Raw genomic sequence first — 21,231 nt, 5'->3', positions numbered from 1 at the left:
AAACCGGCACAGATGCGACCGGTCGAGCAAGCGACGCTTGCGTGACCTCTAAGCAACGCATTGTGGCGAAAATGCAACGATGGACTCGCCCTGTCAAGCAGGTGTTGAATTCGTCCTGTCACAATAACCGGATGTCCAACGAAAACAGATAGTTTGCCACGGAAACAGCGGGGCTGAATTGGCGCATGAGGCCAATATTCCACGAATTACTGTAGAATAGCGCCTTTCAACTCGTGCCGTCGCATGAGGACACCGCGAAACGCTGCAAGGCGCTCGCTTTCTAAGAAGTTTATCCACAGCGGAGGGGGCGTTCCTCGCGAGCAAGACGTCCCTGCGTCGGCTGCACCGGATTTACATTCACGGCCCAAGTCTTGCCGCCGGAGACGCGAGGCCGGCCGGGTACAGGTCACAGCCTCGCGACACGTTGTGCTTGCGATCAGGCAACGGCCTGACGTTTCGGCAGCCGCCAGTTCGGCCGCGGGAAATGGCAGGTATAGCCGTTAGGGTAGCGCTGCAGGTAATCCTGATGCTCGGGTTCGGCATCCCAGAAGTCGCCGACCGCCGCAACTTCGGTGACGACCTTACCCGGCCAGATGCCGGAAGCGTCGACATCGGCGATCGTGTCTTCCGCAACCCTCTTCTGCTCTTCGCTGGTATAATAGATCGCGGAGCGGTAGCTGGCACCCAGATCGTTGCCCTGCCGGTTCAAAGTGCTCGGATCATGGATCTGGAAGAAGAATTCCAGCAGATCGCGATAGCTGGTCTTCGCAGGATCGAAGGTGATCTCGATCGCTTCCGCGTGGTTTCCATGGTTGCGATAGGTCGCGTTTGCCACTTCACCGCCGGTATAACCAACCTTGGTGTTGACCACGCCCGGAATACGCCGGATCAGATCCTGCATGCCCCAAAAGCAACCGCCGGCCAAAACTGCACGCTCTGTGGTCATGGGAAAACTCCTTGTTGTCTGGATGATGCAGATATGGGTACGAGCCCCCGCAAATGCCAGCGCCTGTGATCGTATCGTGCACCAATCCGTCGCCAACCGCCATTCGTTTACTGACGGAAATTCACAAGTGCCCCGGTGCGGAGGACCCCGAAGGCAGGATGTCATGCCGTTCCTCGGATCGACGCTGCAGCCGATGATCTGAAATCTTTATCTCTCCGGAACATGGAGAATGTTGTCCCGTTGATATCCGCCAACGGAACAGTTCAATGCTATCCTCGATAACACGCCTTTTCCCTCACCTTCTCGCCACCGCCCTTGTCTTCTCAACACTTCTCGCATCGGTCGCGTTCGCGGCCGGTGGCGAGGCGGCTTCCAAACCGTCCGAAGCACTGTTTCTGCTTCAGATCGTCATTCTTGTAATTGCCGGCCGGCTGCTCGGTGAAATGATGGTCCGTATCGGACAGCCCTCGATCATGGGGCAAATCATCGCCGGCATCATCCTTGGCCCCTCCATTCTCGGCCTCGCCTTCCCCGATTTTCAGAAAACCTTGTTTCCATCGACCGAAGCGCAAAAAAGCATGACCGATGCCGTCGGGCAGTTGGGCATCCTGTTCCTGCTTTTGCTTGCAGGCATGGAAACCGACCTTGGCCTGGCCAGGAAGCTGCGGAAATCGGCGACCGGCGTTTCTCTGACAGGTATCGTCATTCCCTTCGCGCTCGGTTTTGCGCTTGGCGAACTCATTCCGGACAGCTTTCTGCCCGATCCGGACAAGCGCCTCGTCACCTCGCTTTTCCTTGGCACCGCACTCTCCATCTCGTCGGTCAAGATCGTCGCTTCCGTCGTTCGCGAAATGAACTTCATGCGGCGCAACGTCGGACAGCTGATCGTCGCATCGGCGATCATCGACGATACCGTCGGCTAGGTGATCATCGCGGTGACGTTCGGGCTTGCAAAGACCGGCACCGTCGACCTGTTCACCCTTGCGGAAAGCGTCATCGGGACATTGGCCTTCATGGCCTTCAGCTTCACCATCGGCAGGCGGATCGTATTCGAGATCATCCGCTGGACCAACGACACGTTCCGTAGCGAACTGCCTGTCTTGAGCGCGATCATCGCCATCATGGGCGGCATGGCGATGATAACCGATGCCATCGGTGTCCATACCGTTCTCGGTGCCTTCGTGGCCGGCATCCTGGTGGGAGAATCGCCCATTCTTACCCGCCAGATCGACACGCAGCTGAGGGCACTGACGACCGCGCTGTTCATGCCGGTCTTCTTCGGGCTGACGGGATTGCAGACGGATCTGACCGTTCTGGCCAATCCGCAGGTAGCCCTCCTCACCGCAGCTGTCGTTCTCATCGCCTCGCTCGGCAAGTTCGGCGGAGCCTTTGCCGCCGCGCGTTTCGGTGGCCATACGACCGCCGAGGCAATGGCACTCGGTTGCGGCATGAATGCGCGTGGCTCGACGGAGGTGATCGTCGCAACCATCGGCCTTTCCGTCGGCGTCCTCGACCAACAGCTCTTCTCCGTCATCGTCGCGATGGCGATCATCACCACGATGGCCATGCCACCGACGCTTCGCTGGGCTCTGGCGCGGCTTCCCCTGCGCGACGAGGAAAAAGGGCGCCTCGAGCGCGAGGCGTTTGAAACCGACAGTTTTGTCGCACGGTTCGAGCGCATTGCGCTGGCCGTCGATGGATCGTCGAGCAGCAGGCTGGCCGCATGGATTGCAGCCCTTCTTGCGGCGAGCCGGCGCATGCCGGTCACAGTGCTCGACATCGACAACCGCAAGCTTTCCGAAGACGGCAAAAGCGAGGAAAGGCCCGCAGAAAAAACGGGCGACGCCGAAACCATCCCGGAACTGGTCAGCCAACGAGCCGAAGGTGTCGACGGACCGGATGGCGAGCCGAACGAGATACATGTCGGCAGTTTCGACAAGGACGCCGAGCTGGATGCGGCATTGAAAGAGCTGTCCGGAGCCGGCCACGATCTGCTTGTCGCAGGGATTGAACCCTCGACGGGAAAAGACGGCAGTTTTGATGACAGGCTTCAGATCATCACGTCGGCATTCGCCGGCACCTCCATCATCGTTTCGGCAAGAAACCACCTGCCGGAAAAGAACCGCGATCTGCGGATCCTCATCCCCGTCAGCGGCACCGAACGATCGATCCGGGCCGCCGAATTTGCCATCGCCCTGGCGAAGGCGGCAAAGGCCGATTGCGCCGTTCTGCTGATCGAGGAACAGCGCCAGGCCTCCGCCGCTCCAAGGGTCAGCGACGAGGGCAGTTATCGCGACGAGGTGTTCCGCAAGATTGATGCCATCGGTGAATATTACGAAGTCACGCCAGAAAAGATCGTTCAGCAGGGTGCCTCACCCGAACTGGCCATTCTTCGTCAGGCCCGTTCCGGCAGCTATAATCTCATCGTCCTTGGCGTAAGCCGTCGTGCCAGCGAAAATCTGTCCTACGGCGATGTCGCCGACACGTTGGCGAACACGGCCGACAGATCCTGCATTTTCGTCGAGACCGAACTGGCAAAAACCGGTGCGGTCAACGAGTGACCGCATACGCCGCCTATCCCCGCAGCGGGCTGTGATACCCGTTTCACGCGTCTCCGGCCAAATGCGCGCATATTGATGCCCATTACCATCATCAGATCCGAGCGCGAGGCATCCATCAAAATGTGTTCTTTTTAAATCTAAAAGACATTTTAGAATTGACATCGCCTCGCCTTTCCGCGACGTAATGACACACACACAGAATGGCGCAACATGCGTTCGGGCGTATTGATGGTGAGCGACCTACGGGAAAATTTGCGTGCTTGCAGAAACCATGCAAGCCGCATGCGGGAGACATCGGAAAACCTCTGTCCAGACGATGCTCCTGGCTGACGGCGATCAGCTAGAGCACCGTTCCTGAACTGAAGGAAACCATCTGCCGGACGACATGTCGTCCGGAGAAGCGGTCTGCCATGTCTGGCAGGCCGCATTGCAATCAAAATAAATCCTACACAAGTCACATGGAGAATATCTATGGCTGGCAACAATGTTGCTCGTCCCAAACATGGCGTGGGCGATTACGTCTTTCTGTTTTACCTCGCACTGGTCGCCATTCTCGGCGCGGCGCTGGCCTATTATGGCGGCCGGCTGCTGATGCTTGGCGGCTCGCCATATTACGTGGCGATGGGCATAGCGCTGATCGCCGCCGTGGTCCTGATGGCGCTTGGAAAACGGATTGGGTTCTACGTCTTTGCCGTCGCCTCGCTGGCAACGCTCGCCTGGTCGATAGCGGAATCCGGAGCGAACGGCTGGGCCTATATTCCGCGCACCGCGTGGCTTATCGCCGTCAGCGGTTTTCTGCTGCTCTTCTGGCCGATCGTCAAACGCCGCATTCCCGGCATTGGCGGGATCGCCTGGCTTACGGTCAATGGCGTATTGCCTTTGATCATGTTGCTCGCGATCCTCGTGCCGATCACCTGGTTTCCCGGCGTTGAACTTGCCGACAACAACCTTGTCAGCACACGGCCGAAGGAAGCATTCAGCCGCACGACCGTCTCGTCTCCCGATGGCAATGTTGCAGCCTCGCATGACGAGACGAACTGGACGGCCTATGCCGGCTCCAACCTCGGGACGCATTATTCTGCGGCAAATCAGATCACTGCCGCCAACGCCTCGAAGCTGACGAAGGTCTGGGAATACCATCACGGCGACCTGAAGCCGTTGGGTGGGAAAACTGCCTATCTCAACGAGGCGACCCCGATCAAGGTCGGCAATTCGCTTTACACCTGCTCGCCGACGCAGATCATCATTTCGCTCGACGCCGAAACCGGCAAGGAAAATTGGCGTTTCGACTCGAAGGTTGATCCGGCGTATCTCGCCGGCGGTGGCGCAAATTGCCGCGGCGTTTCTTATTACGAGGTCGCAAACTCGACCGATCCCTGCGCCAAGCGGATCATCTGGGGTACGACCGACATGCGCCTCGGCGCCGTGGACGCGCTTACCGGTCAATCCTGCGCGGCCTTCGGCGATAACGGTTTCGTCGACCTCAAGCCGGGTGTCGGCAATTTCCGTCCGGGCTCGTCGGCCGTGACATCCGCACCGACGATCGTTCGCGGCACGGTGGTCGTCGGTGGCCAGGTCATCGATTCCGACATCCGCCCTGCGCCTTCCGGTGTGGTGCGCGGTTTCGATGCCGTCTCCGGCAAGCTCAAATGGGCTTTCGACATCGGCCGGCCAGGCGTTAAGACGGCTCCGCCTGCGGGCGAGACCTATACGCTGAGCACACCCAACTCCTGGGCGCCGCTGGCAGCAGACGACGAGCTCGGCCTCGTCTACGTCACCCTCGGCAACCCCGCCGGCGACTTTTATGGCGGCACCCGCACGGCCTATGAAGATGCATACAACACGTCTCTTGTGGCACTCGATGCCCAGAGCGGCGACGAACGCTGGAAGTTCCAGGTCGTCCATCACGACCTCTGGGACTACGACCTCAGCCCGACCCCTGCGCTGATCGACTTTCCGACTCCCGACGGCGTTCGCCCGGCCATCATTCAGGCAGGCAAGTCGGCACAGCTCTACGTCCTCGATCGCGAGACCGGCAAGCCGCTGGTCGACGTCACCGAAATGCCCGTTCCCCAGACCACGGTTGGCGGCGAGCGAACCTCGCCGACGCAGCCGATGTCACTCGACATGCCGAATACGATGGGACGCCCGAGCCGTGATCATGAGATGCTGACGGAGGCCAGCACCTGGGGTCTGACACCGTTCGATCACATGGCGTGCCGGGCGGATTTCGTTCAGGCACGTTATGAAGGCGTGTTCACGCCGGCAGAGGTCGATCGCAAGTCGATCATCTATCCCGGCCATCATGGCGGCGTGAACTGGGGTGGCGTCATGGTCGACCCCGTGCGTGGGATGATGATGATCAACAACCAGCGCCTCCCCTATCTCGAAGGTCTCGTGCCGCGCGCCGAGCTCGACGCGATCGGCTCCAAGTCCTTCCAGGAGGCCCCCGGCCAGTCGAAGGGTTATCGCCCGCAGTCCGGCCAGGCCTATGGCGCATCGAAGGATCCGTGGCTGTCGCCTCTGCATCAGCCCTGCATAGCGCCGCCATGGGGCTTCATCTCCGGGATAGACCTGCGCACGCGTGACGTCGCCTGGAGCCGGCCTTTCGGCACCGGATATGACAGCGGTCCGCTTGGCATGCGGTCGCGCACGAAGTGGCAGATCGGCACGCCAAGCGACAGCACTGGCGTGGCGACCGCCGGCGGCGTCACGATTATCGGTGCAGCCCTCGACCAGTTCATCCGGGCCTATAATTCCGAGACCGGCGAACTGCTCTGGGAAGACAGACTGCCGGCCGGAAACCAGGCGGCACCGCTGACCTATGTTCAGAACGGCCGCCAGTACGTGGTCGCCGTTGTCGGCGGTCATGACCGGATACCGACGCAGCTGGGCGACAGCATAATCGCCTGGGCTCTTCCGCAATAAACCGACATCGGGCGCGGCTTGCGCCGCGCCCGAGCTTCTCGGCTATTGCCCGTTGATGAACAGATTTCCCGCGGTTGACCCGGAAAAATAATCACCCGGCTTTTGCCGGCCATAACCGCCCGATCTAGCCGTGCCGCAAGATCCAGGACGAACTGACCGATTCCATCCCGTCGTCTTTTCCGCCGATAATCGCGTCCATCCTGTCGCGCTGCTGGGTAAATACCTTAAGATCCTCGCCTTGCAGCACGGTTCCGCTCGGAAAGCGGACAGTCAGGGGATCGACACGGTTGCCGTTGATCGCAAGCTCGTAGTGGATGTGCGGCCCGGTCGAAAGACCGGAAGATCCGACCCAGCCGATAACCTGCCCCTGCTCCACCCTGACACCCGGCAAGATGCCCTTGGCGATCGCCCGCTGATGATTGTAGGAGGACGTAAAACCGTTGGCATGCCGGATGACGGTCTGGTTTCCATAACCGCCACCGACCGAGGCAGCCTTCTCGACGATGCCGTCGCCGGTGGCGATGATCGGGCTTCCGTTGGGCGCCGCCCAGTCGACACCCGTATGCATGCGGACAATGCCGAGGATCGGATGGCGCCTGATACCGAAGCCCGAACTTATCCGGCCGTTCCGCAGCGGGCTCCTCAAGAGGAACTGCCGCGAACTTGCCCCTTGGGAATCGTAGAATTCCGGGTTCTCGCCATCCGCCGCCCTGAACCGGTATAGACGCAGGTGCTTGCCGCCTATCTCCGCCTCGACGAAGGCAACCTGCCCCTCGCCGGCATTCTCGGCCTGGGGATGCAGAACCTTGACCCGGTCGCCTTTTTGCGGCGGCATTTTCAGATCGACGCTTGTCGAAATCGCAGCGATGATCGAGGCGATCGTATCGAGCCCAAGGCCGTTCGACAGGCCAGAGCGGTAAAGAGCATCATAGATCGTCGGCGCCGTTTCCCCGGCCCCGGCAGTGTCCACGCCGCTGCCATCCGGCTCCAGAGGGGGAAGCAATGGCGGCGCATCGACGAAATCTCCCCTGTCGCGCCTTGCCACCGTCGCGATCTCGACGCCCCGCCTGTAGACTCCCACCCCGATGACCGATGACATGCCGTCGCTGCGTCGAGAAACGACGCGCAGCAGATCACCGTGGCGCAGGCCGCCCTCGTGCAGACGCGCCGCGAGAGCGACGGCTGCCAGTTCATCCTCGGGCTGGCGATAACCAGCCCGGCTGAGCGCGAGATCGACAGCCATGTCGTCCTCGACCGGCACCAGATCGTCGATATCCTGCAGGCTGGTCGGCCCGATGCGGGTCTCCGAAGAGATCGTCATGTTCGAGTTGAGAACCCGCGCTGATGGTTGCGGCGGCAAGGTGCCGTCGTCGTTAAAGCGCTCCTCGTCGAAATATGCCGCGGACACGGCCTGGGTCTGGCCCGACAACAGCAGCGCGCCGTCCGTGCGAACGGAAGCCTCGACTTCGTCCGTGCTCGGTGCCTCGGCGATCGAAGCACCGTTTTTCCCCGAAGGAAAGTCAACCAGCTTGACGGTAATGTCGGATTGCAGGTCGGAGGAATAAAACGACTGGTTGGTCTGCAGATCCGGCGCCTGTTGTCGTCTCCGGTAAAGGCTCGCAGGGTCGAATTCGGGGTAGTCCGAGGTGACGGGCGGGCTGCGATACAACGGGAGCGTCGACAATACGAAAGGCTGGCGGCGGACCACCTCAGCACCATTGGAACTCGTCACCATCGCGACATCGAGCTTCCTGATGTTGCTTCTGAGATTTTGAATCCGGCCGGGAACGACCCGTCCACCACGAACCATCTTCTGATCATCAGTCCGAGGCACCATTCGCGAGGCACTGCCGGCAGGCAAATTCGCCCGGTAGACTGACGTCGCTGTGGCAAGAGCAAATCCCATGAGTGCCGAACTGCTCAACCCCACGAGAATCGTTCCGACCAGCCATCGCAGTGATACCGCCCTTGGATCGGGTGACCTCCTGCCCGTCAGCAGGATCGGCGCTGTAGTGCCGAGCTCACTGAGAATGACGGCTTTGCTGGCCTGCATTGTCAAAACGGCTGCATCATCAAGAGGACAGACCTGCCCCGTCGGCGTCTTGACTTGAGACTGCCGAACACGAGCTTGCCAGCAGCCGCGCAGTGGCCTTGGAATATGTCGTCATCAGCTCCTCGATGGAGGCGCAGCAGCGTCTGTGATCCTCGCCACCACCTGTCACTTGTGGCTGAGCTTCCCATGAGGCTCGGCATCCTGGAGGACCTCCTTAAATGAAGAGCTCACAAAATTAAAGTGTCTTTTTACAATACAAAAGACAAAAATATATGAGCAAGCTGCCGCGAATTTCAGCCTGTGGAGAGAGGGAAACAGCAAGCGATGCGCCGGAATGGAGAAGGCAATCCCCAACCCTATAGGGTCAACCCAGCGCTCGTGTCAGAGGATCGCTACATATGTATCGTCAGATGATCCAGCATAGCCTTGGAGGCAGCAGCCATCTCGCCACGCTCGATCAGAGCAAGGATATCCAGGTGCTCGATGACGTTTTGCCGGACCCGATCATGGGCCTCGGCGTTCGAACGGTACATATAGAGGCGACGCATCGTGTTGATCCGCTTGAGCGTCTCAAGAACGAACGGATTGCCGCAAGCTGACGCGAGAGCTTCATGAAACTCGCAGCCGAGAAAGAAAAGTTCCGCCGGGGTGAACTGGCCGAGGTCGCGGTCCAGCAAGGTCTGCTGATTGCGCCTGACCTCGTCGATCCTTGCTTGCGGCATAAAAAAGGTCGGTTCCAGGATGCCCTGCGGTTCGAACATGCGCCTGAAGCCCATCAGCTTGCTAATTGCTTCCGGCATGTCCAGCATTTCGGAGAACCGCCAGCCATAGCCGGGTAACCGCTCCACCCAGCCTTCAGCCAGTATTCTCGCAAGCACCCGGCGGACATCGCTGAGAGACAGCCCATATCTGCGGACAAGTTCCTGCTCCTTGACGATCGTCGGCAGCTTCTTGTCCAGCCGGTCGTTGGCAATCGCCATATAATGTTCTTCGGCAGCCGGCTTTCGCTCGCCCAGCGCCGCAAGGTCCTGCGGATCGATCGGCTTTTCGAGGATATAACCCTTGTTGCTCAGCCGGCCGACATAACCCTTTTCCATCAGTTCATCGAGCGCTGCACGCACCGGGGCGCGTGAAACCTGAAGCTGGGTGGCGATCCGGGCTTCGAACAATCGGTCTCCCTGTCGGGACCCCGCCGCGGCGATCATCTCCGCCACCTGGCCGACCAATGACACCCGGTTTCGTTCTTTCGTTTTTCGCTTTTCCACTGAGAACCACCTGAGAGAATTCGTTGGCGCACGGACGTCCAAGCCACCAACGCCCTCATCAACCAATAAGAACGTTTTCAGCGTAAAAACCTATCGTACGGTCACGCCGCATCCGGGATCAAGGTCGAGATGTGGAAAATAAGCCGCAAGCCGAAACGATCGGCCAAGCGCCGCAGACGAAGCCGTTGCCCCGCGTCGCTGATCAGACGGCAGACAGATGTTCATAGAGGATCGAGGCGCCGAGGCCGATCAGGGCCAGCCCCGCGACGGCCTCGGCGATGCGGCCGAAGCGCTCGCCGATCAACCGGCCGACCAGCATGCCGCCGGACGCCATCAGGAACGTAGCAGCACCGATCGCCCCCGCGATGACCAGAATGTTGACCTGCAGGAACGCCAGCGAGACACCGACGGCCATGGCATCGAGACTGGTCCCGATCGCCGTTGCAATCAGGACAAGGAAGGACATGCCGGGCTTCTCGTCCTCTTCCGCATCGTTCTTGAAGGCGGCGTAGAGCATGTTCGCACCGACGACGGCAAGCAGGCCGAACGCGATCCAGTGATCGACGGCCGTGACATAGCTCGACGCTGCGACGCCGGCAGCCCATCCGATCAGCGGCGTGATCGCCTCGACGACGCCGAACACCACGCCGGTCCACACAGCCTGTCTGAAGCTCGGGCGCCCTAATGCGGCACCGCGGCCGACCGACACGGCAAACGCGTCCATGGACATGCTGAACGCGAGCACGATGATTGCGATGACCGACATCTTGAACCTCTCGTGGACGATGGAAACCGGGCGTCAACTGCCTTGTCCGATGGCAGATTTCGCCACGGTCTCGCCGAGCCGATCAGATCGACTGAACGCGCCACGTGCAGATGCGCACGAGCATGTTGACGCGTTCCCGCTGGGTCAGCGGTGGCTACTCCCCGATGCGGGAGCCACTAAGCGAAGGCTTTCCCGATGTCAACGAAAGATGAGATTTTTCATCGGGAATATGTCTACTTAACAATGACTTGCAACTGCATTTGCATCTGGGCGCGCAACGCCCGAAAATGCCATGACCGCCATGGTCGCGGTCCGCGCATCTCCAGTTCGCGGGTTGCCTGTCCGGTCGCCTTGCCGTTGCCTGCCAACTCCCGCCAACACCCTTCGCCGGTTTCCCAACGTCTCCAGACGTCTAAAAATCGCTATTGCAAGTCATTCGCAGAACAGCCATATTGCTGCGAATGACTATCAACAAGAAGTCTTGCTGAGTATCTCATGACGCTTTCTGGACATTTGACGATGAAGAGATCCGGTCGGTTGGCTTCGGCCCACACCGGCGACATCTCCGGAAACGAGCGCGGACTGGGCGCAGACCGGCACTGTCGGAAGGCTGATCTGTCTCCGCTGCCGAAGAGTGCAACAGTCAGCGTCTGTCTTCGGGGCATCATTGCCGGCATCCTGGTCGGCGGCCTGCTGACCGGCGGCATCGCTCCACGCACGTCATCCACCAGCCCGTCATACTTGCCGGATGTGCAGGCATATTTGGTGACGCCGACACGGTAGTTCTGCATTCTCGCTTGAAAAACGGAGCGCTCCCTCCGGACGGTGACGTCCATGGGCGCTCTGTCTGCTCGCACAGGGTTTCGCAACAGCCCTGCCCTCTACTCTGCTTTCCAGCCTGCCATCGAGCGAAACACGCCGTCGCGCAGCACGTAGTGGTGAAAGAGTGCGGCACCGGCATGCGCTGTCGCGACGGCGATGACCATCCACGCTACATATTCGTGAAGCATTCCGACCAGATGGCGGCCGTCCCCATACACGACCACCAGCGGCGGGATCGCCGGAATTCCCAGAAACGCAATCGGTTTCCCCGCGGACCATCCCAACAGGTAGCCGAGCACGACTTGCAGAATCAGCAGGCCATAAAGAGCAGCGTGAACGACGCCGGCAGCGATGCGATGGGGCCGCGGCAATGACACCGGACGCCGCTCCCCGAACACGAGGCGCCAGAACAATCGCACCACTACAAGCGCGGAAAGAACGATCCCCAGCGTGAGGTGGCTACCGATAAGGCCAAGTCTGGGGCCTGTGCCTCGCTCCAGCAGCGGCCAGATATTCGCGGTGGCAAACTGGACCATCACCAGAGCCGCGGTGAGCCAGTGAAAAATCATCGTTGGCCGGTCGTATCTGGTCGCAGCCGCGCGGCGGGCGTTGGTTTGCGTCGTGAAATCCATCGGAAGTCTCCATTGCTGACGACCCAATGGCACCGCAAACACCGCTTTTATTCCATCACGGAGCGATCACGTAAGCGCGATCTCCGCCTTGCCGCACAGGGCCTCATCTTCGATGATCATTGTCAAAAAGCCCTTCCGCGCTGGATCTCGGACCGATCCGCTTTTGTGATGCGGCGTGATCCATCGCGATTTGCAAGGGGAATATGAGCGGCGCACGGTCACGCGGAAAGAGTGCAGACGACCTGATCGCGGAAGGCCGCCCATGCGTAACCCCGATGACCGTTACAGCCCCATCACGATCCTGCTTCACTGGATCATCGCCCTGCTGATCTTCAGTCAGATCGCGGACGGCTTCGTCATGACCAGGCCCTCGATTGATCCGTCACTGCAGTTTTCGATTTTTCAATGGCACAAGTCCTTTGGCATGCTGGCGCTTCTGCTGGCGGCGATAAGGCTTTTCCATTCCCTGGCTCGGGTGAGGTTGCTGCCGGCCATCGGCAGCAGTCCGCATGAAAATCTCGCAGCCCGTGGCATGCACCATCTTCTCCTCGCACTTACTCTATTCGTGCCACTCGCCGGCTGGATGATTGCCTCCGTCTCGACGCTGGAAATCCCGACATTCGCATTCAACCTGTTCGTCATTCCCCATCTGCCCGTGCCAAAATCGGATGCCGCAGAGGCCTGGTGGACGGAGTCCCACGCAGTGCTCGCATATCTGATGCTGGCGCTCGTCACGCTGCATTCCGGCGCCGCCCTCTTTCATCATTACATCCGTCGCGACGGCCTGCTGATCCGCATGCTCGGCCGACGGCACAGTTCGACAAAGCGATGATCTCATTCGGGAGGAAAAGTCATGATCCGCAAGACAGTTTTGATCGCGTCGCTGATAATCGGCGCATCCATGCCCGAAATCGGCCGATCAGCGGTCAGCACGCCGAGCCTTGCCGACGCAGCGGGCCGTTACGCAATCTCGAAAACCTCGGACATCGCCTTCATGGTCGATCAGATTGGCGGCGGCGGCATCAAGGGAAGGTTCGGCGGATTTTCGGGGACATTCAACCTGAAGGCCGGGGATATCGGCCATGCCACGGTGAATTTCGAGTTGCGACCGGAAAGCGTCAGCACCGGCCAGGAACGGGTCGACAACTTCCTGCGCTCCTCGGCGGTTTTCGATACCAGCCATTTCGACACGATTTCATTCCGTTCGGAACATGTCGTTCAGACCAGCCCTGAAAGCGCCCGTGTAACCGGCACGCTGACGGCAAAGGGACATAGCGACGCCGAGACCTTCGATGTGAAGCTCACCTCATGGAACGGCCGGATGATCGGTTTCACCGTCAGCGGAAAGATCTACCGTTCCCATTACGCGATGGACGTCGGCACCCCGATCTTCTCCAATGTCGTCCAGTTCGACATGGTCATCGTTGGTCAGCGCGACTAGTCCGGATCTCCCCTTGAGAGCACGGAGATCCGTCAGCAAACCGGCAAGCGCCTCAGAGCCGCTGCGGCTGAAGCCCGTTGTTCGACGCTAGATGTCTAACCGGCCGCGTTTTTGGTTTTCAGCGCGTCGAGTGCATCGGCATTGTCCCTTGCCCAGCCGTAGAGCAGGTCGATCGGCTCGACGAAGCGCCGGCCGAGCGGTGTCAGCGTATAGTCGACCGCCGGCGGCACCGTGCCATAGACACGCCGGTTGACCAGGCCGGCCGCTTCCATGTCACGCAGGGTCTGGGTCAGCATCTTCTTGGAAATGCCCGGCAGGCTGCGAAGCAGCACCCCGGTCCGGGCACAACCATCCAGTCGGGTGTGCAGCACATGCAGGATCATGCTTGTCCATTTGCTGGAAAATATCTCCAGCACGCGCCGCGGCGCGCAATCCTCGCGCCACTCGTGATCGGGTGAGCCGGGCTCCATCAATCCATCTCCGAAGTGGTTACGTCAGGGTACCTATGTCCCGTCAGGGTGCCTTCTGGCAAGCCCTTGCCGAAAAGACTAGATGAGCGCTGCAACCGCAGGAGAAGTTATGACGAAGAAAGCATTGATCGTAGGCGCAAGTGGCATTGTCGGCAGCGCGACGGCAAAAGTCCTTGTCGAAGATGGCTGGCAGATCTGGGGCCTTGCCCGCAAGCCGCTTGAGCAGACAGACGTGACGCCGGTCGCGGCCGACCTTCTGGATCCGGCCTCGCTCGCCGCCGCATTATCAGGCATCGAGCCGTCGCATGTCTTCATATCGAGCTGGCTGCGGCAGCCTACGGAAGTCGAAAACATTCGCGTCAATTCCGCCATGGTGCGCAATCTGCTCGACGCGTTGTCGCCGGCGGGCTCGGTCAGGCATGTGGCGCTGGTAACCGGCCTCAAGCATTATCTCGGACCGTTCGAGGCTTACGGAAAAGGCTCGCTGCCGCAAACACCCTTCAGAGAAGAACAAGGCCGCATCGACGTCGACAATTTTTATTACGCCCAGGAAGACGAGGTTTTCGCAGCCGCGGCGCGCGACGGCTTCACCTGGAGCGTCCATCGCCCTCATACGATCGTCGGCAAGGCAGTGGGCAACGCCATGAACATGGGCACGACGCTTGCCGTTTATGCCGCCATCTGCAAACACACGGGCCGGCCTTTCCGCTTCCCCGGCGTCGAGATACAGTGGAACGGCCTCACCGACATGACCGACGCCACACTGCTGGGCCGGCATCTTCTCTGGGCCTCCACCACACCGGCGGCGGCCAATCAGGATTTCAACGTCGTCAACGGCGATATCTTCCGATGGAACTGGATGTGGGGCCGTATCGCCGCATGGTTCGGCCTCGAACCGGCAGATTTCGACGGGACAGTGAAGCCTCTCGAACAGCAGATGGCCGATGACGCGGCTGTCTGGCGCGAGATCGCCACCCGCCACGCACTTGTCGAGCCCGATATCCATCGGCTCGTTTCCCCCTGGCATACGGATGCCGATCTCGGCCGCCCGATCGAGGTCGTGACCGACATGTCGAAAAGCCGCCGGCTGGGTTTCCTCGACTACCAGCCAACCGACGATGCTTTCTACGCATTGTTCGAACAATTGCGCGCCGACCGGCTTATCCCCTAGACGGGAGCCATGAGCTGCCGATGGATCGGCCAAGGTGTTGGCCGGTCCTCAATTATATGGCTATGCAGGGTTGGCGGAACTATGCACCACGCGAGCTGCGATAGACCGACACACCGAGTTCACGGATCTTTTTGCGAAGCGTGTTTCGGTTGAGGCCAAGCAAATCCGCCGCCTTGATCTGGTTGCCGCGGGTGGCCGTCAGTGCTGCGAGTATCAGCGGATACTCCATCTCGGTCAGAACACGGTCATAAAGCCCCGGAGGCGGCAGGTTGTCACCGAAGCCGGCGAAATAGCTCCGCATGTTTTCCTCGACGGCCTGGGCGATGGTCAGCGACCCGTTGCGTGGGCTGACCTTGTCGATCGGGCTGTCGGGAACGTCGGAGCGCAATTCGGTATCGATGATCTCGCGGGTGATGACGTCCTGCGGATAAAGCGCCATCAGGCGGCGCACGAGATTTTCCAACTCGCGCACATTGCCCGGCCAGGCATAGGCCTTCATCACATCCAGCGCCTCGTTGTCGAAACGCTTTGGATCGAGGCCTTCCTTCTCCGCCATCTGCATGAAGTGACGGACGAGATCGGCAATATCCTCCGCACGGTCACGCAGCGGCGGCAGGCGCAGCGGCACGACGTTGAGGCGATAATACAGGTCTTCGCGGAAAAGCCCCTGGTTGATCAGGTGCTTCAAGTCCTTGTTGGTGGCGGCGACGATGCGTACGTCGGTGCGGATCGGCGTGCGCCCGCCGACCGTCGTATATTCGCCCTGCTGCAGCACGCGCAGAAGGCGGGTCTGGGCGTCCATCGGCATGTCGCCGATTTCGTCGAGGAACAGCGTGCCGCCTTCAGCCTGTTCGAAACGGCCCGTCGAGCGGTTCTGCGCCCCGGTAAAGGCGCCCTTCTCATGGCCGAACAGTTCCGACTCGATCAGGTCGCGCGGGATCGCCGCCATGTTGATGGCGACGAACGGCCCGTTACGGCGCTTGCCGTAATCATGAAGCGCGCGGGCGACCAGTTCCTTGCCGGTGCCGGATTCACCGGTGATCATCAGCGTCAGGTCGGTCTGCATCAGACGCGCCAGCACGCGGTAGATTTCCTGCATCGCAGCCGACCGGCCGACAAGCGGCATGCCGTCCTGCATGTCGTCGTCGAGACGCGCCGGCTTGCGCTTCGGTTCGGCCAGCGCCCGGCCGATAATGGCGATCAGCTCTGTCAGGTCGAAGGGCTTCGGCAGATAGTCGTAGGCGCCCTTTTCCGACGCGCGGATCGCGGTCATGAAGGTGTTCTGCGCGCTCATCACCAGAACCGGCAGATCCGGCCGTGCCTTCTTGATGCGTGGCAGAAGATCGAACGCGTTTTCGTCCGGCATCACCACGTCGGTCACCACCAGATCCCCCTCGCCGGCTGAAATCCAGCGCCAGAGTGTGGCAGCGTTCGATGTGATGCGCACCTCGTAACCGGCCCTGGTGAGAGCCTGGTTCAGGACAGTGCGGATGGCCGCGTCGTCGTCGGCGACAAGGATCGTGGCAGTCATTTTTCGCTTCCTGTGGAGTTCAAGGCGCGGCCGTCACCGGCCTCTTCCTTGTGCATGGGCATCAAAACACGGAATACGGTGCGGTGGGCCTGGCTGTCGCATTCGACAATGCCGCCATGGCCACCGATGATCTTGGCCACCAGCGCAAGCCCGAGGCCGGAGCCGTTGGTCTTGGTGGTGATGAAGGGGTCGAAGAGATGCGGCACGAGATCGGTCGGCACGCCCGGGCCATTGTCGATGACGCAGAATTCGAGCGGCAGGGAGATCTTTTCGCGCGTACCGGCGACCGAAAGCTTGATGCCCGGCCGATAGGCCGTGGTCAGCATGATCTCGGCATCCGGCTGGCCAGCGACAGCCTCTGCTGCATTCTTGATGAGATTGAGGAAGACCTGCACCAGCTGGTCGCGGTTTGCATAAACCGGCGGCAGTGACGGGTCGTACATTTCGGAAATCTTGATCTCGCGGGCAAACCCGGCCTTGGCCACCGCCTTGACGTGATCAAGCACCGAATGGATGTTGAGCGGCACCCGATCGACCGGGCGCTCGTCGGAAAACACTTCCATGCGATCGACCAGCGAAACGATCCGGTCGGTTTCGTCGCAGATCAGCCGCGTCAGCGCCCGGTCTTCGTCCGGCACGACCGTCTCGAGAAGCTGCGCTGCGCCACGGATTCCAGACAGCGGGTTCTTGATCTCGTGGGCAAGCATTGAGGCAAGTCCGGTGACCGAACGTGCCGCAGCCCGATGCGTGAGCTGCCGGTCGATCTTGTCCGCCATCGAGCGTTCCTGGAAAACGATCACCACGGAGCCGGGTTCGCCCGAGACCGGCGCGACATAAAGATCGACGAGCTTTTCCTGGCCGAGCTTCGGCGAGGACAGGTCGACACGATATTCGTTGACCGGCGCCTTGCGCTCGCGCACCTGTTCGATCAGCGCCAGAAGCGGGCTGCCGAACGGAATGAAACCCGAGATCTTGTGCTTGGCCAGATGCGATGCACTCGCCCCGAAAAAGGTTTCGGCTTCCCAGTTGGCGAAGGCGATGACGCCCGCCTGATCGACGAGAATGACCGGATTCTGGACCGAATTGAGCACGGCCATGGCCAGCGCCTGCCCGTGAGCGGCGTCCTGAGTGGCAGACTTGGTCATGCAGCCTCCTTGCGGGCCGTGTCTGAATGTTCGTTTCCGAAGAAAGACGAGAGATGCCGGATCACTTCGGCCGGATCACGAGACACCATGATCGCCGCTTTGTCCCCCGCTGCGATGTCGCGGGCATGACGTTCCATATACCATCCGAGATGTTTTCGGGCATGCCGAAGACCTGCTTCGCGGCCATAGAAGTCCAGCATTGCTTCATAATGTTCGATGACGATTGCGGCGATTTCTCCCGCTTGCGGCGCGGCATGGCCCGCCAGCCAGCCGACATGCCATGGCCGCCCCTGAGCGCCGCGGCCGACCATCACGGCATCGGCGCCCGAACGGCGCAGTATCTCGGCTGCGTCTTCTTGCGTCTGCACATCGCCATTGGCAACCAGCGGCACGGATATCGCGTCGCGCACCGCATGGATCGCGTCCCAGTCGGCTTTGCCTTCGTAAAACTGCATGCGGGTGCGGCCATGGACGGTCACCATCTGCACGCCGACCTGCTCGGCGCGGCTGGCGATCAGCGGTGCGTTGAGACTGTCATGATCCCAACCGAGCCGCATCTTGACTGTGACCGGAACCGAAACCGCCTTCACCGTTGCCTCGATCAGCGACAGCGCATGATCGGGATCGCGCATCAGCGCCGAGCCGGAATAACCGCCGGTGACCTTCTTCGCCGGACACCCCATGTTGATGTCGATGATGTCGGCGCCGTTATCGGCGGCGATCTTTGCAGCCTCCGCCATCCAGTGCGCTTCGCGTCCGGCAAGCTGCACCATATGCGGGGACATGCCGGCATTCTGCAGCCTTGCCCATGATTCGCCCTTGTTCATGGCAAGCTCGCGGCTCGCCACCATTTCGGTGACGACAAGGCCGGCGCCGTAACGCCATGCCAGCTTGCGGAACGCAAGATCGGTCACGCCGGACATCGGCGCGAGCACTGTCCGGTTGCGGACGGTGATTGATCCGATCTGAAATGGTCTGGCGAGATCGCTGCAGCGCAATTGATGATCTTTCAGGCAAATGTGCATTCTGCACTATTTTTATTCAGGTCTTGAGCGTTTGCCAAGAGCGTTTTCGAATGTGCGATATTTTTAAGCGACGTGCTGGAATTACGGCTTTTGAGGCTATAGTTCTCGGCCTGTCAATCCAATTCGATTATCGTTCATTTCGACTACAAGACGGGGACGGCAACTCCATGACAATCGGTATCGTCATCGTCGCAGCAGGACGAGGTGAAAGGGCTGGCTCGCCGGACGAGGGCCCCAAACAGTATCGCTCGATCGGTGGGCGCTCCGTCATCGCCCGCACACTCGACACCTTCCTGAACTGGCCGCGTCGCGGCCCGATCGTGGTCGTCATCCACCCGGACGACGAGGCGCTCTTTGCAGCCGCCACCAGCGGTCTCGGCGACATCGGAGAGGTCACCACGACATTCGGCGGCGAGACCCGCCAGCGCTCGGTCCATGAAGGCCTGAAGGCCATTGCCGGTACCGACGCGACGCATGTGATGATCCACGATGCCGCCCGCCCCTTCGTCGATCACGCGATCCTCGATCGCATCGCTGACGCCTTCGACGAAGGCATCGACGCCGTGTTGCCGGCCATCAGCGTGACCGATACGCTGAAGCGTGGAGGCTCGGATGGGCTGGTCCACGAGACGGTGCCGCGCACGGGCCTTTATGCCGCCCAGACACCGCAAAGTTTTCGCCTTTCGGAAATCCGCTCCGCCCATGAAAAGGCCGCGGCGCTTCGTCGCGACGACTTTACCGACGACGCGGCGATCGCGGAATGGGCCGGGCTTGCGGTGTCGATCGTCGAAGGTTCCGTCGAGAACGTCAAACTCACCGTCAAACGGGATATAACCATGGCCGACGAAAAACTCTCCCTCCAGATGCTGCCCGATGTCCGTACCGGCAACGGTTACGACGTCCACCAGCTGGTGGAAGGCGACGGCGTGACGCTTTGCGGCGTCTTCATCCCGCATGACCAGAAACTCAGTGGCCATTCCGACGCCGATGTGGCCCTGCACGCCCTCACTGACGCCTTGCTTGCGACCTGTGGTGCCGGCGATATCGGTGATCATTTCCCGCCTTCCGACATGCAGTGGAAAGGCGCGCCGTCGAAAATATTCCTCGAGCATGCGGCCAGCATCGTGCGTGAAAAGGGCGGCACGATCATGAACGCCGACATTTCGCTGATTGCCGAAGCCCCGAAGGTCAGTCCGCATCGTGACCGGATGCGCCAAAACCTCGCCTCGATGCTCGGCATTTCGCTCGACCGTTGCTCGGTCAAGGCGACGACCAACGAAACGATCGGCTTTGTCGGCCGCCGGGAAGGCATCGCCGCAATCGCCACGGCCACGGTCGTCTATCGCGGAGAGAACGTGTGAGCCTCTTTCCCGCCGATATCGAGGCGGCAGCAAGGCATATCGTTTCACGGTTCTCGGCGGGCGGACTGATGCTGTCGACGGCTGAATCCTGCACCGGCGGACTGATCGCTGGTGCACTGACGGAAATTCCCGGTTCGTCGGCCGTCGTCGACCGCGGCTTTGTCACCTATACGAACGAAGCGAAGATGGACATGCTCGGCGTCAACGCGGCAACGCTCGGTGCCTTCGGTGCGGTTTCCAGGGAAACCGCACTGCAGATGGTCAATGGCGCCCTTTTCCGTTCACGTTCGAACATCGCAATCGCAGTGACCGGCATTGCTGGCCCCGGCGGTGGATCGCTTGAAAAGCCAGTCGGCCTCGTACACCTGGCGGCACGCAACCGTTTGGGCGCAAGCCTTCACCGGGAAATGCGATACGGTGACATCGGTCGAACGGAAATCCGGCTTGCAACGCTGCGTACCGCCTTCGATATGCTGATTGAAGCGGCAGGCTCCTGACGCCTGTCAGGGAGCAGCATAGACCTTGTCCGCACGCGCTTCGAACGCATCGGTGAACATCCGGAAGGCGCGATCAAACATCGATCCCATCAGCGCCCCGAGAATCATGCTCTTGAACTCGTAGTCGATATAGAAATGCACGATGCAGCCCTCGCCGCCGTCGGTCGGCGGCTCGAAACGCCAGCGGTTGTCGAGATACTTGAACGGCCCCTCGATATACTTGACGTCGATCGCCTGTTCGGCCGGATTGAGCAGCACCTGCGTGGTGAAGGTCTCGCGGATCGCCTTGTAGCCCACCGTCATGTCGGCCAGCAGCAGCACCTTGCCGTCACGTTCCTTGCGGCTGCGAATGGCAAGTCCCTCGCAAAGCGGCAGGAACTCCGGATAACGTTCGACGTCTGCGACCAGCGCGTACATCTTCTCTTGGCTGTGCTTGACCGGGCGGCGGATTTCGAACTTGGGCATGAGGTGCAGTTAATCCGCGCGTTGGCGAAGATCAAGCCCTCAGGACATCGAGCAATCGCCGCATCCGGCACCGCGGCCGCACCATCACCATCGAATCTCGCCGACAGCGCTTTTCAGGCCATTGATGCAGTATCCGAAGAGGACCTTCTCTG

Annotated in this window: 18 protein-coding genes, 1 pseudogene and 1 riboswitch; of the genes and pseudogenes, 9 read left to right on the top strand and 10 right to left on the bottom strand. The window is 60.6% G+C overall.

Going from position 1 to position 21,231, the window contains the following annotated elements:
- Positions 1-436 precede the first annotated feature (436 nt).
- Positions 437-946, bottom strand: a complete 510-nt coding sequence (msrA, locus tag AC2GXZ_RS29285; RefSeq protein WP_483762788.1) for a peptide-methionine (S)-S-oxide reductase MsrA — start codon at positions 944-946, stop codon at positions 437-439.
- 266 nt (positions 947-1,212) lie between these two features.
- Here msrA and AC2GXZ_RS29280 point away from each other — a divergent pair.
- The 3 genes and pseudogenes from AC2GXZ_RS29280 to AC2GXZ_RS29270 all read left to right on the top strand — a co-directional run.
- Positions 1,213-2,478, top strand: a pseudogene (locus AC2GXZ_RS29280) (cation:proton antiporter); the annotation flags it as partial.
- A gap of 9 nt (positions 2,479-2,487) precedes the next feature.
- The gene (locus tag AC2GXZ_RS29275; protein WP_483762820.1) at positions 2,488-3,507 is read left to right on the top strand and encodes a universal stress protein; all 1,020 of its coding nucleotides are present in this window, start codon (positions 2,488-2,490) and stop codon (positions 3,505-3,507) included.
- Positions 3,508-3,978: 471 nt separating this feature from the next.
- On the top strand, positions 3,979-6,435 hold the full coding sequence (locus AC2GXZ_RS29270) for a membrane-bound PQQ-dependent dehydrogenase, glucose/quinate/shikimate family (protein ID WP_483762787.1): 2,457 nt from the start codon (positions 3,979-3,981) through the stop codon (positions 6,433-6,435).
- A 124-nt stretch (positions 6,436-6,559) separates the two neighbouring features.
- Here the strand turns inward: AC2GXZ_RS29270 and AC2GXZ_RS29265 are convergent, their stop codons facing one another.
- From AC2GXZ_RS29265 to AC2GXZ_RS29255, 3 genes are all read right to left on the bottom strand, one after another.
- A complete protein-coding gene (locus AC2GXZ_RS29265) occupies positions 6,560-8,170 on the bottom strand; it encodes a M23 family metallopeptidase (protein WP_483762786.1) in 1,611 nt (536 codons plus the stop codon).
- A 710-nt stretch (positions 8,171-8,880) separates the two neighbouring features.
- Entirely contained in the window at positions 8,881-9,753 is an 873-nt protein-coding gene (locus tag AC2GXZ_RS29260) for a GntR family transcriptional regulator (protein ID WP_483762785.1), read from the bottom strand.
- A gap of 202 nt (positions 9,754-9,955) precedes the next feature.
- Complete coding sequence (locus tag AC2GXZ_RS29255) at positions 9,956-10,519, bottom strand: manganese efflux pump MntP (RefSeq protein WP_483762784.1); 564 nt, start codon at positions 10,517-10,519, stop codon at positions 9,956-9,958.
- 75 nt (positions 10,520-10,594) lie between these two features.
- Positions 10,595-10,706, bottom strand: a riboswitch (yybP-ykoY riboswitch).
- Between the two features lie 332 nt (positions 10,707-11,038).
- Here AC2GXZ_RS29255 and AC2GXZ_RS29250 point away from each other — a divergent pair.
- The gene (locus AC2GXZ_RS29250) at positions 11,039-11,302 is read left to right on the top strand and encodes a hypothetical protein (RefSeq protein ID WP_483762783.1); all 264 of its coding nucleotides are present in this window, start codon (positions 11,039-11,041) and stop codon (positions 11,300-11,302) included.
- 98 nt (positions 11,303-11,400) lie between these two features.
- On the opposite strand, the gene AC2GXZ_RS29245 is transcribed toward AC2GXZ_RS29250, so the two are convergent.
- Positions 11,401-11,973: a cytochrome b gene (locus AC2GXZ_RS29245; RefSeq protein ID WP_483762782.1), complete on the bottom strand. Its 573-nt coding sequence runs from the start codon at positions 11,971-11,973 to the stop codon at positions 11,401-11,403.
- Between the two features lie 262 nt (positions 11,974-12,235).
- Here AC2GXZ_RS29245 and AC2GXZ_RS29240 point away from each other — a divergent pair, with 262 nt between their 5' ends.
- Positions 12,236-12,805 (top strand): cytochrome b, encoded by a 570-nt coding sequence (locus AC2GXZ_RS29240; protein ID WP_483762781.1) that lies wholly within the window; start codon positions 12,236-12,238, stop codon positions 12,803-12,805.
- Between the two features lie 21 nt (positions 12,806-12,826).
- Positions 12,827-13,414, top strand: a complete 588-nt coding sequence (locus tag AC2GXZ_RS29235) for a YceI family protein (RefSeq protein WP_483762780.1) — start codon at positions 12,827-12,829, stop codon at positions 13,412-13,414.
- A 95-nt stretch (positions 13,415-13,509) separates the two neighbouring features.
- On the opposite strand, the gene AC2GXZ_RS29230 is transcribed toward AC2GXZ_RS29235, so the two are convergent.
- Positions 13,510-13,884: a winged helix-turn-helix transcriptional regulator gene (locus tag AC2GXZ_RS29230; RefSeq protein WP_483762779.1), complete on the bottom strand. Its 375-nt coding sequence runs from the start codon at positions 13,882-13,884 to the stop codon at positions 13,510-13,512.
- A gap of 109 nt (positions 13,885-13,993) precedes the next feature.
- Here AC2GXZ_RS29230 and AC2GXZ_RS29225 point away from each other — a divergent pair, with 109 nt between their 5' ends.
- On the top strand, positions 13,994-15,055 hold the full coding sequence (locus AC2GXZ_RS29225; RefSeq protein ID WP_483762778.1) for an SDR family oxidoreductase: 1,062 nt from the start codon (positions 13,994-13,996) through the stop codon (positions 15,053-15,055).
- A gap of 79 nt (positions 15,056-15,134) precedes the next feature.
- Here AC2GXZ_RS29225 and ntrC read toward each other — a convergent pair whose 3' ends face one another.
- From ntrC to dusB, 3 genes are read right to left on the bottom strand one after another with little or no spacing between them, the layout of a single operon-like run.
- Positions 15,135-16,586: a nitrogen regulation protein NR(I) gene (ntrC, locus tag AC2GXZ_RS29220; protein ID WP_483762777.1), complete on the bottom strand. Its 1,452-nt coding sequence runs from the start codon at positions 16,584-16,586 to the stop codon at positions 15,135-15,137.
- Positions 16,583-17,731, bottom strand: a complete 1,149-nt coding sequence (locus AC2GXZ_RS29215) for a two-component system sensor histidine kinase NtrB (protein ID WP_483762776.1) — start codon at positions 17,729-17,731, stop codon at positions 16,583-16,585. The genes ntrC and AC2GXZ_RS29215 overlap by 4 nt, the downstream gene beginning before the upstream one ends.
- Positions 17,728-18,750, bottom strand: coding sequence for a tRNA dihydrouridine synthase DusB (gene dusB / locus AC2GXZ_RS29210; RefSeq protein ID WP_483762819.1), 1,023 nt, complete (start codon positions 18,748-18,750; stop codon positions 17,728-17,730). Before dusB ends, AC2GXZ_RS29215 begins: the two co-directional genes overlap by 4 nt.
- A 173-nt stretch (positions 18,751-18,923) precedes the next feature.
- On the opposite strand from dusB, the gene AC2GXZ_RS29205 reads away from it, so the two are divergent.
- On the top strand, positions 18,924-20,117 hold the full coding sequence (locus tag AC2GXZ_RS29205) for a bifunctional 2-C-methyl-D-erythritol 4-phosphate cytidylyltransferase/2-C-methyl-D-erythritol 2,4-cyclodiphosphate synthase (protein WP_483762775.1): 1,194 nt from the start codon (positions 18,924-18,926) through the stop codon (positions 20,115-20,117).
- The gene (locus tag AC2GXZ_RS29200) at positions 20,114-20,614 is read left to right on the top strand and encodes a CinA family protein (protein WP_483762774.1); all 501 of its coding nucleotides are present in this window, start codon (positions 20,114-20,116) and stop codon (positions 20,612-20,614) included. Before AC2GXZ_RS29205 ends, AC2GXZ_RS29200 begins: the two co-directional genes overlap by 4 nt.
- Before the next feature lie 6 nt (positions 20,615-20,620).
- Here AC2GXZ_RS29200 and AC2GXZ_RS29195 read toward each other — a convergent pair whose 3' ends face one another.
- A complete protein-coding gene (locus AC2GXZ_RS29195; RefSeq protein WP_483762773.1) occupies positions 20,621-21,079 on the bottom strand; it encodes a type II toxin-antitoxin system RatA family toxin in 459 nt (152 codons plus the stop codon).
- Positions 21,080-21,231: the final 152 nt, after the last annotated feature.

The sequence above is a fragment of the Aliirhizobium sp. YIM B11859 genome (genome assembly GCF_057163345.1).
This window is presented reverse-complemented; position numbering and strand designations above follow the sequence as displayed.

What these genes read in the sequence shown, in the direction of transcription:
- msrA (WP_483762788.1), bottom strand. Translation starts at nt 946, where the DNA reads ATGACCACAGAGCGTGCAGTTTTGGCCGGCGGTTGCTTTTGGGGCATG.
- AC2GXZ_RS29275 (WP_483762820.1), top strand. Translation starts at nt 2,488, where the DNA reads ATGGCGATCATCACCACGATGGCCATGCCACCGACGCTTCGCTGGGCT.
- AC2GXZ_RS29270 (WP_483762787.1), top strand. Translation starts at nt 3,979, where the DNA reads ATGGCTGGCAACAATGTTGCTCGTCCCAAACATGGCGTGGGCGATTAC.
- AC2GXZ_RS29265 (WP_483762786.1), bottom strand. Translation starts at nt 8,170, where the DNA reads ATGGTGACGAGTTCCAATGGTGCTGAGGTGGTCCGCCGCCAGCCTTTC.
- AC2GXZ_RS29255 (WP_483762784.1), bottom strand. Translation starts at nt 10,519, where the DNA reads ATGTCGGTCATCGCAATCATCGTGCTCGCGTTCAGCATGTCCATGGAC.
- AC2GXZ_RS29250 (WP_483762783.1), top strand. Translation starts at nt 11,039, where the DNA reads ATGAAGAGATCCGGTCGGTTGGCTTCGGCCCACACCGGCGACATCTCC.
- AC2GXZ_RS29245 (WP_483762782.1), bottom strand. Translation starts at nt 11,973, where the DNA reads ATGGATTTCACGACGCAAACCAACGCCCGCCGCGCGGCTGCGACCAGA.
- AC2GXZ_RS29240 (WP_483762781.1), top strand. Translation starts at nt 12,236, where the DNA reads ATGCGTAACCCCGATGACCGTTACAGCCCCATCACGATCCTGCTTCAC.
- AC2GXZ_RS29235 (WP_483762780.1), top strand. Translation starts at nt 12,827, where the DNA reads ATGATCCGCAAGACAGTTTTGATCGCGTCGCTGATAATCGGCGCATCC.
- AC2GXZ_RS29230 (WP_483762779.1), bottom strand. Translation starts at nt 13,884, where the DNA reads ATGGAGCCCGGCTCACCCGATCACGAGTGGCGCGAGGATTGCGCGCCG.
- AC2GXZ_RS29225 (WP_483762778.1), top strand. Translation starts at nt 13,994, where the DNA reads ATGACGAAGAAAGCATTGATCGTAGGCGCAAGTGGCATTGTCGGCAGC.
- ntrC (WP_483762777.1), bottom strand. Translation starts at nt 16,586, where the DNA reads ATGACTGCCACGATCCTTGTCGCCGACGACGACGCGGCCATCCGCACT.
- AC2GXZ_RS29215 (WP_483762776.1), bottom strand. Translation starts at nt 17,731, where the DNA reads ATGACCAAGTCTGCCACTCAGGACGCCGCTCACGGGCAGGCGCTGGCC.
- AC2GXZ_RS29205 (WP_483762775.1), top strand. Translation starts at nt 18,924, where the DNA reads ATGACAATCGGTATCGTCATCGTCGCAGCAGGACGAGGTGAAAGGGCT.
- AC2GXZ_RS29195 (WP_483762773.1), bottom strand. Translation starts at nt 21,079, where the DNA reads ATGCCCAAGTTCGAAATCCGCCGCCCGGTCAAGCACAGCCAAGAGAAG.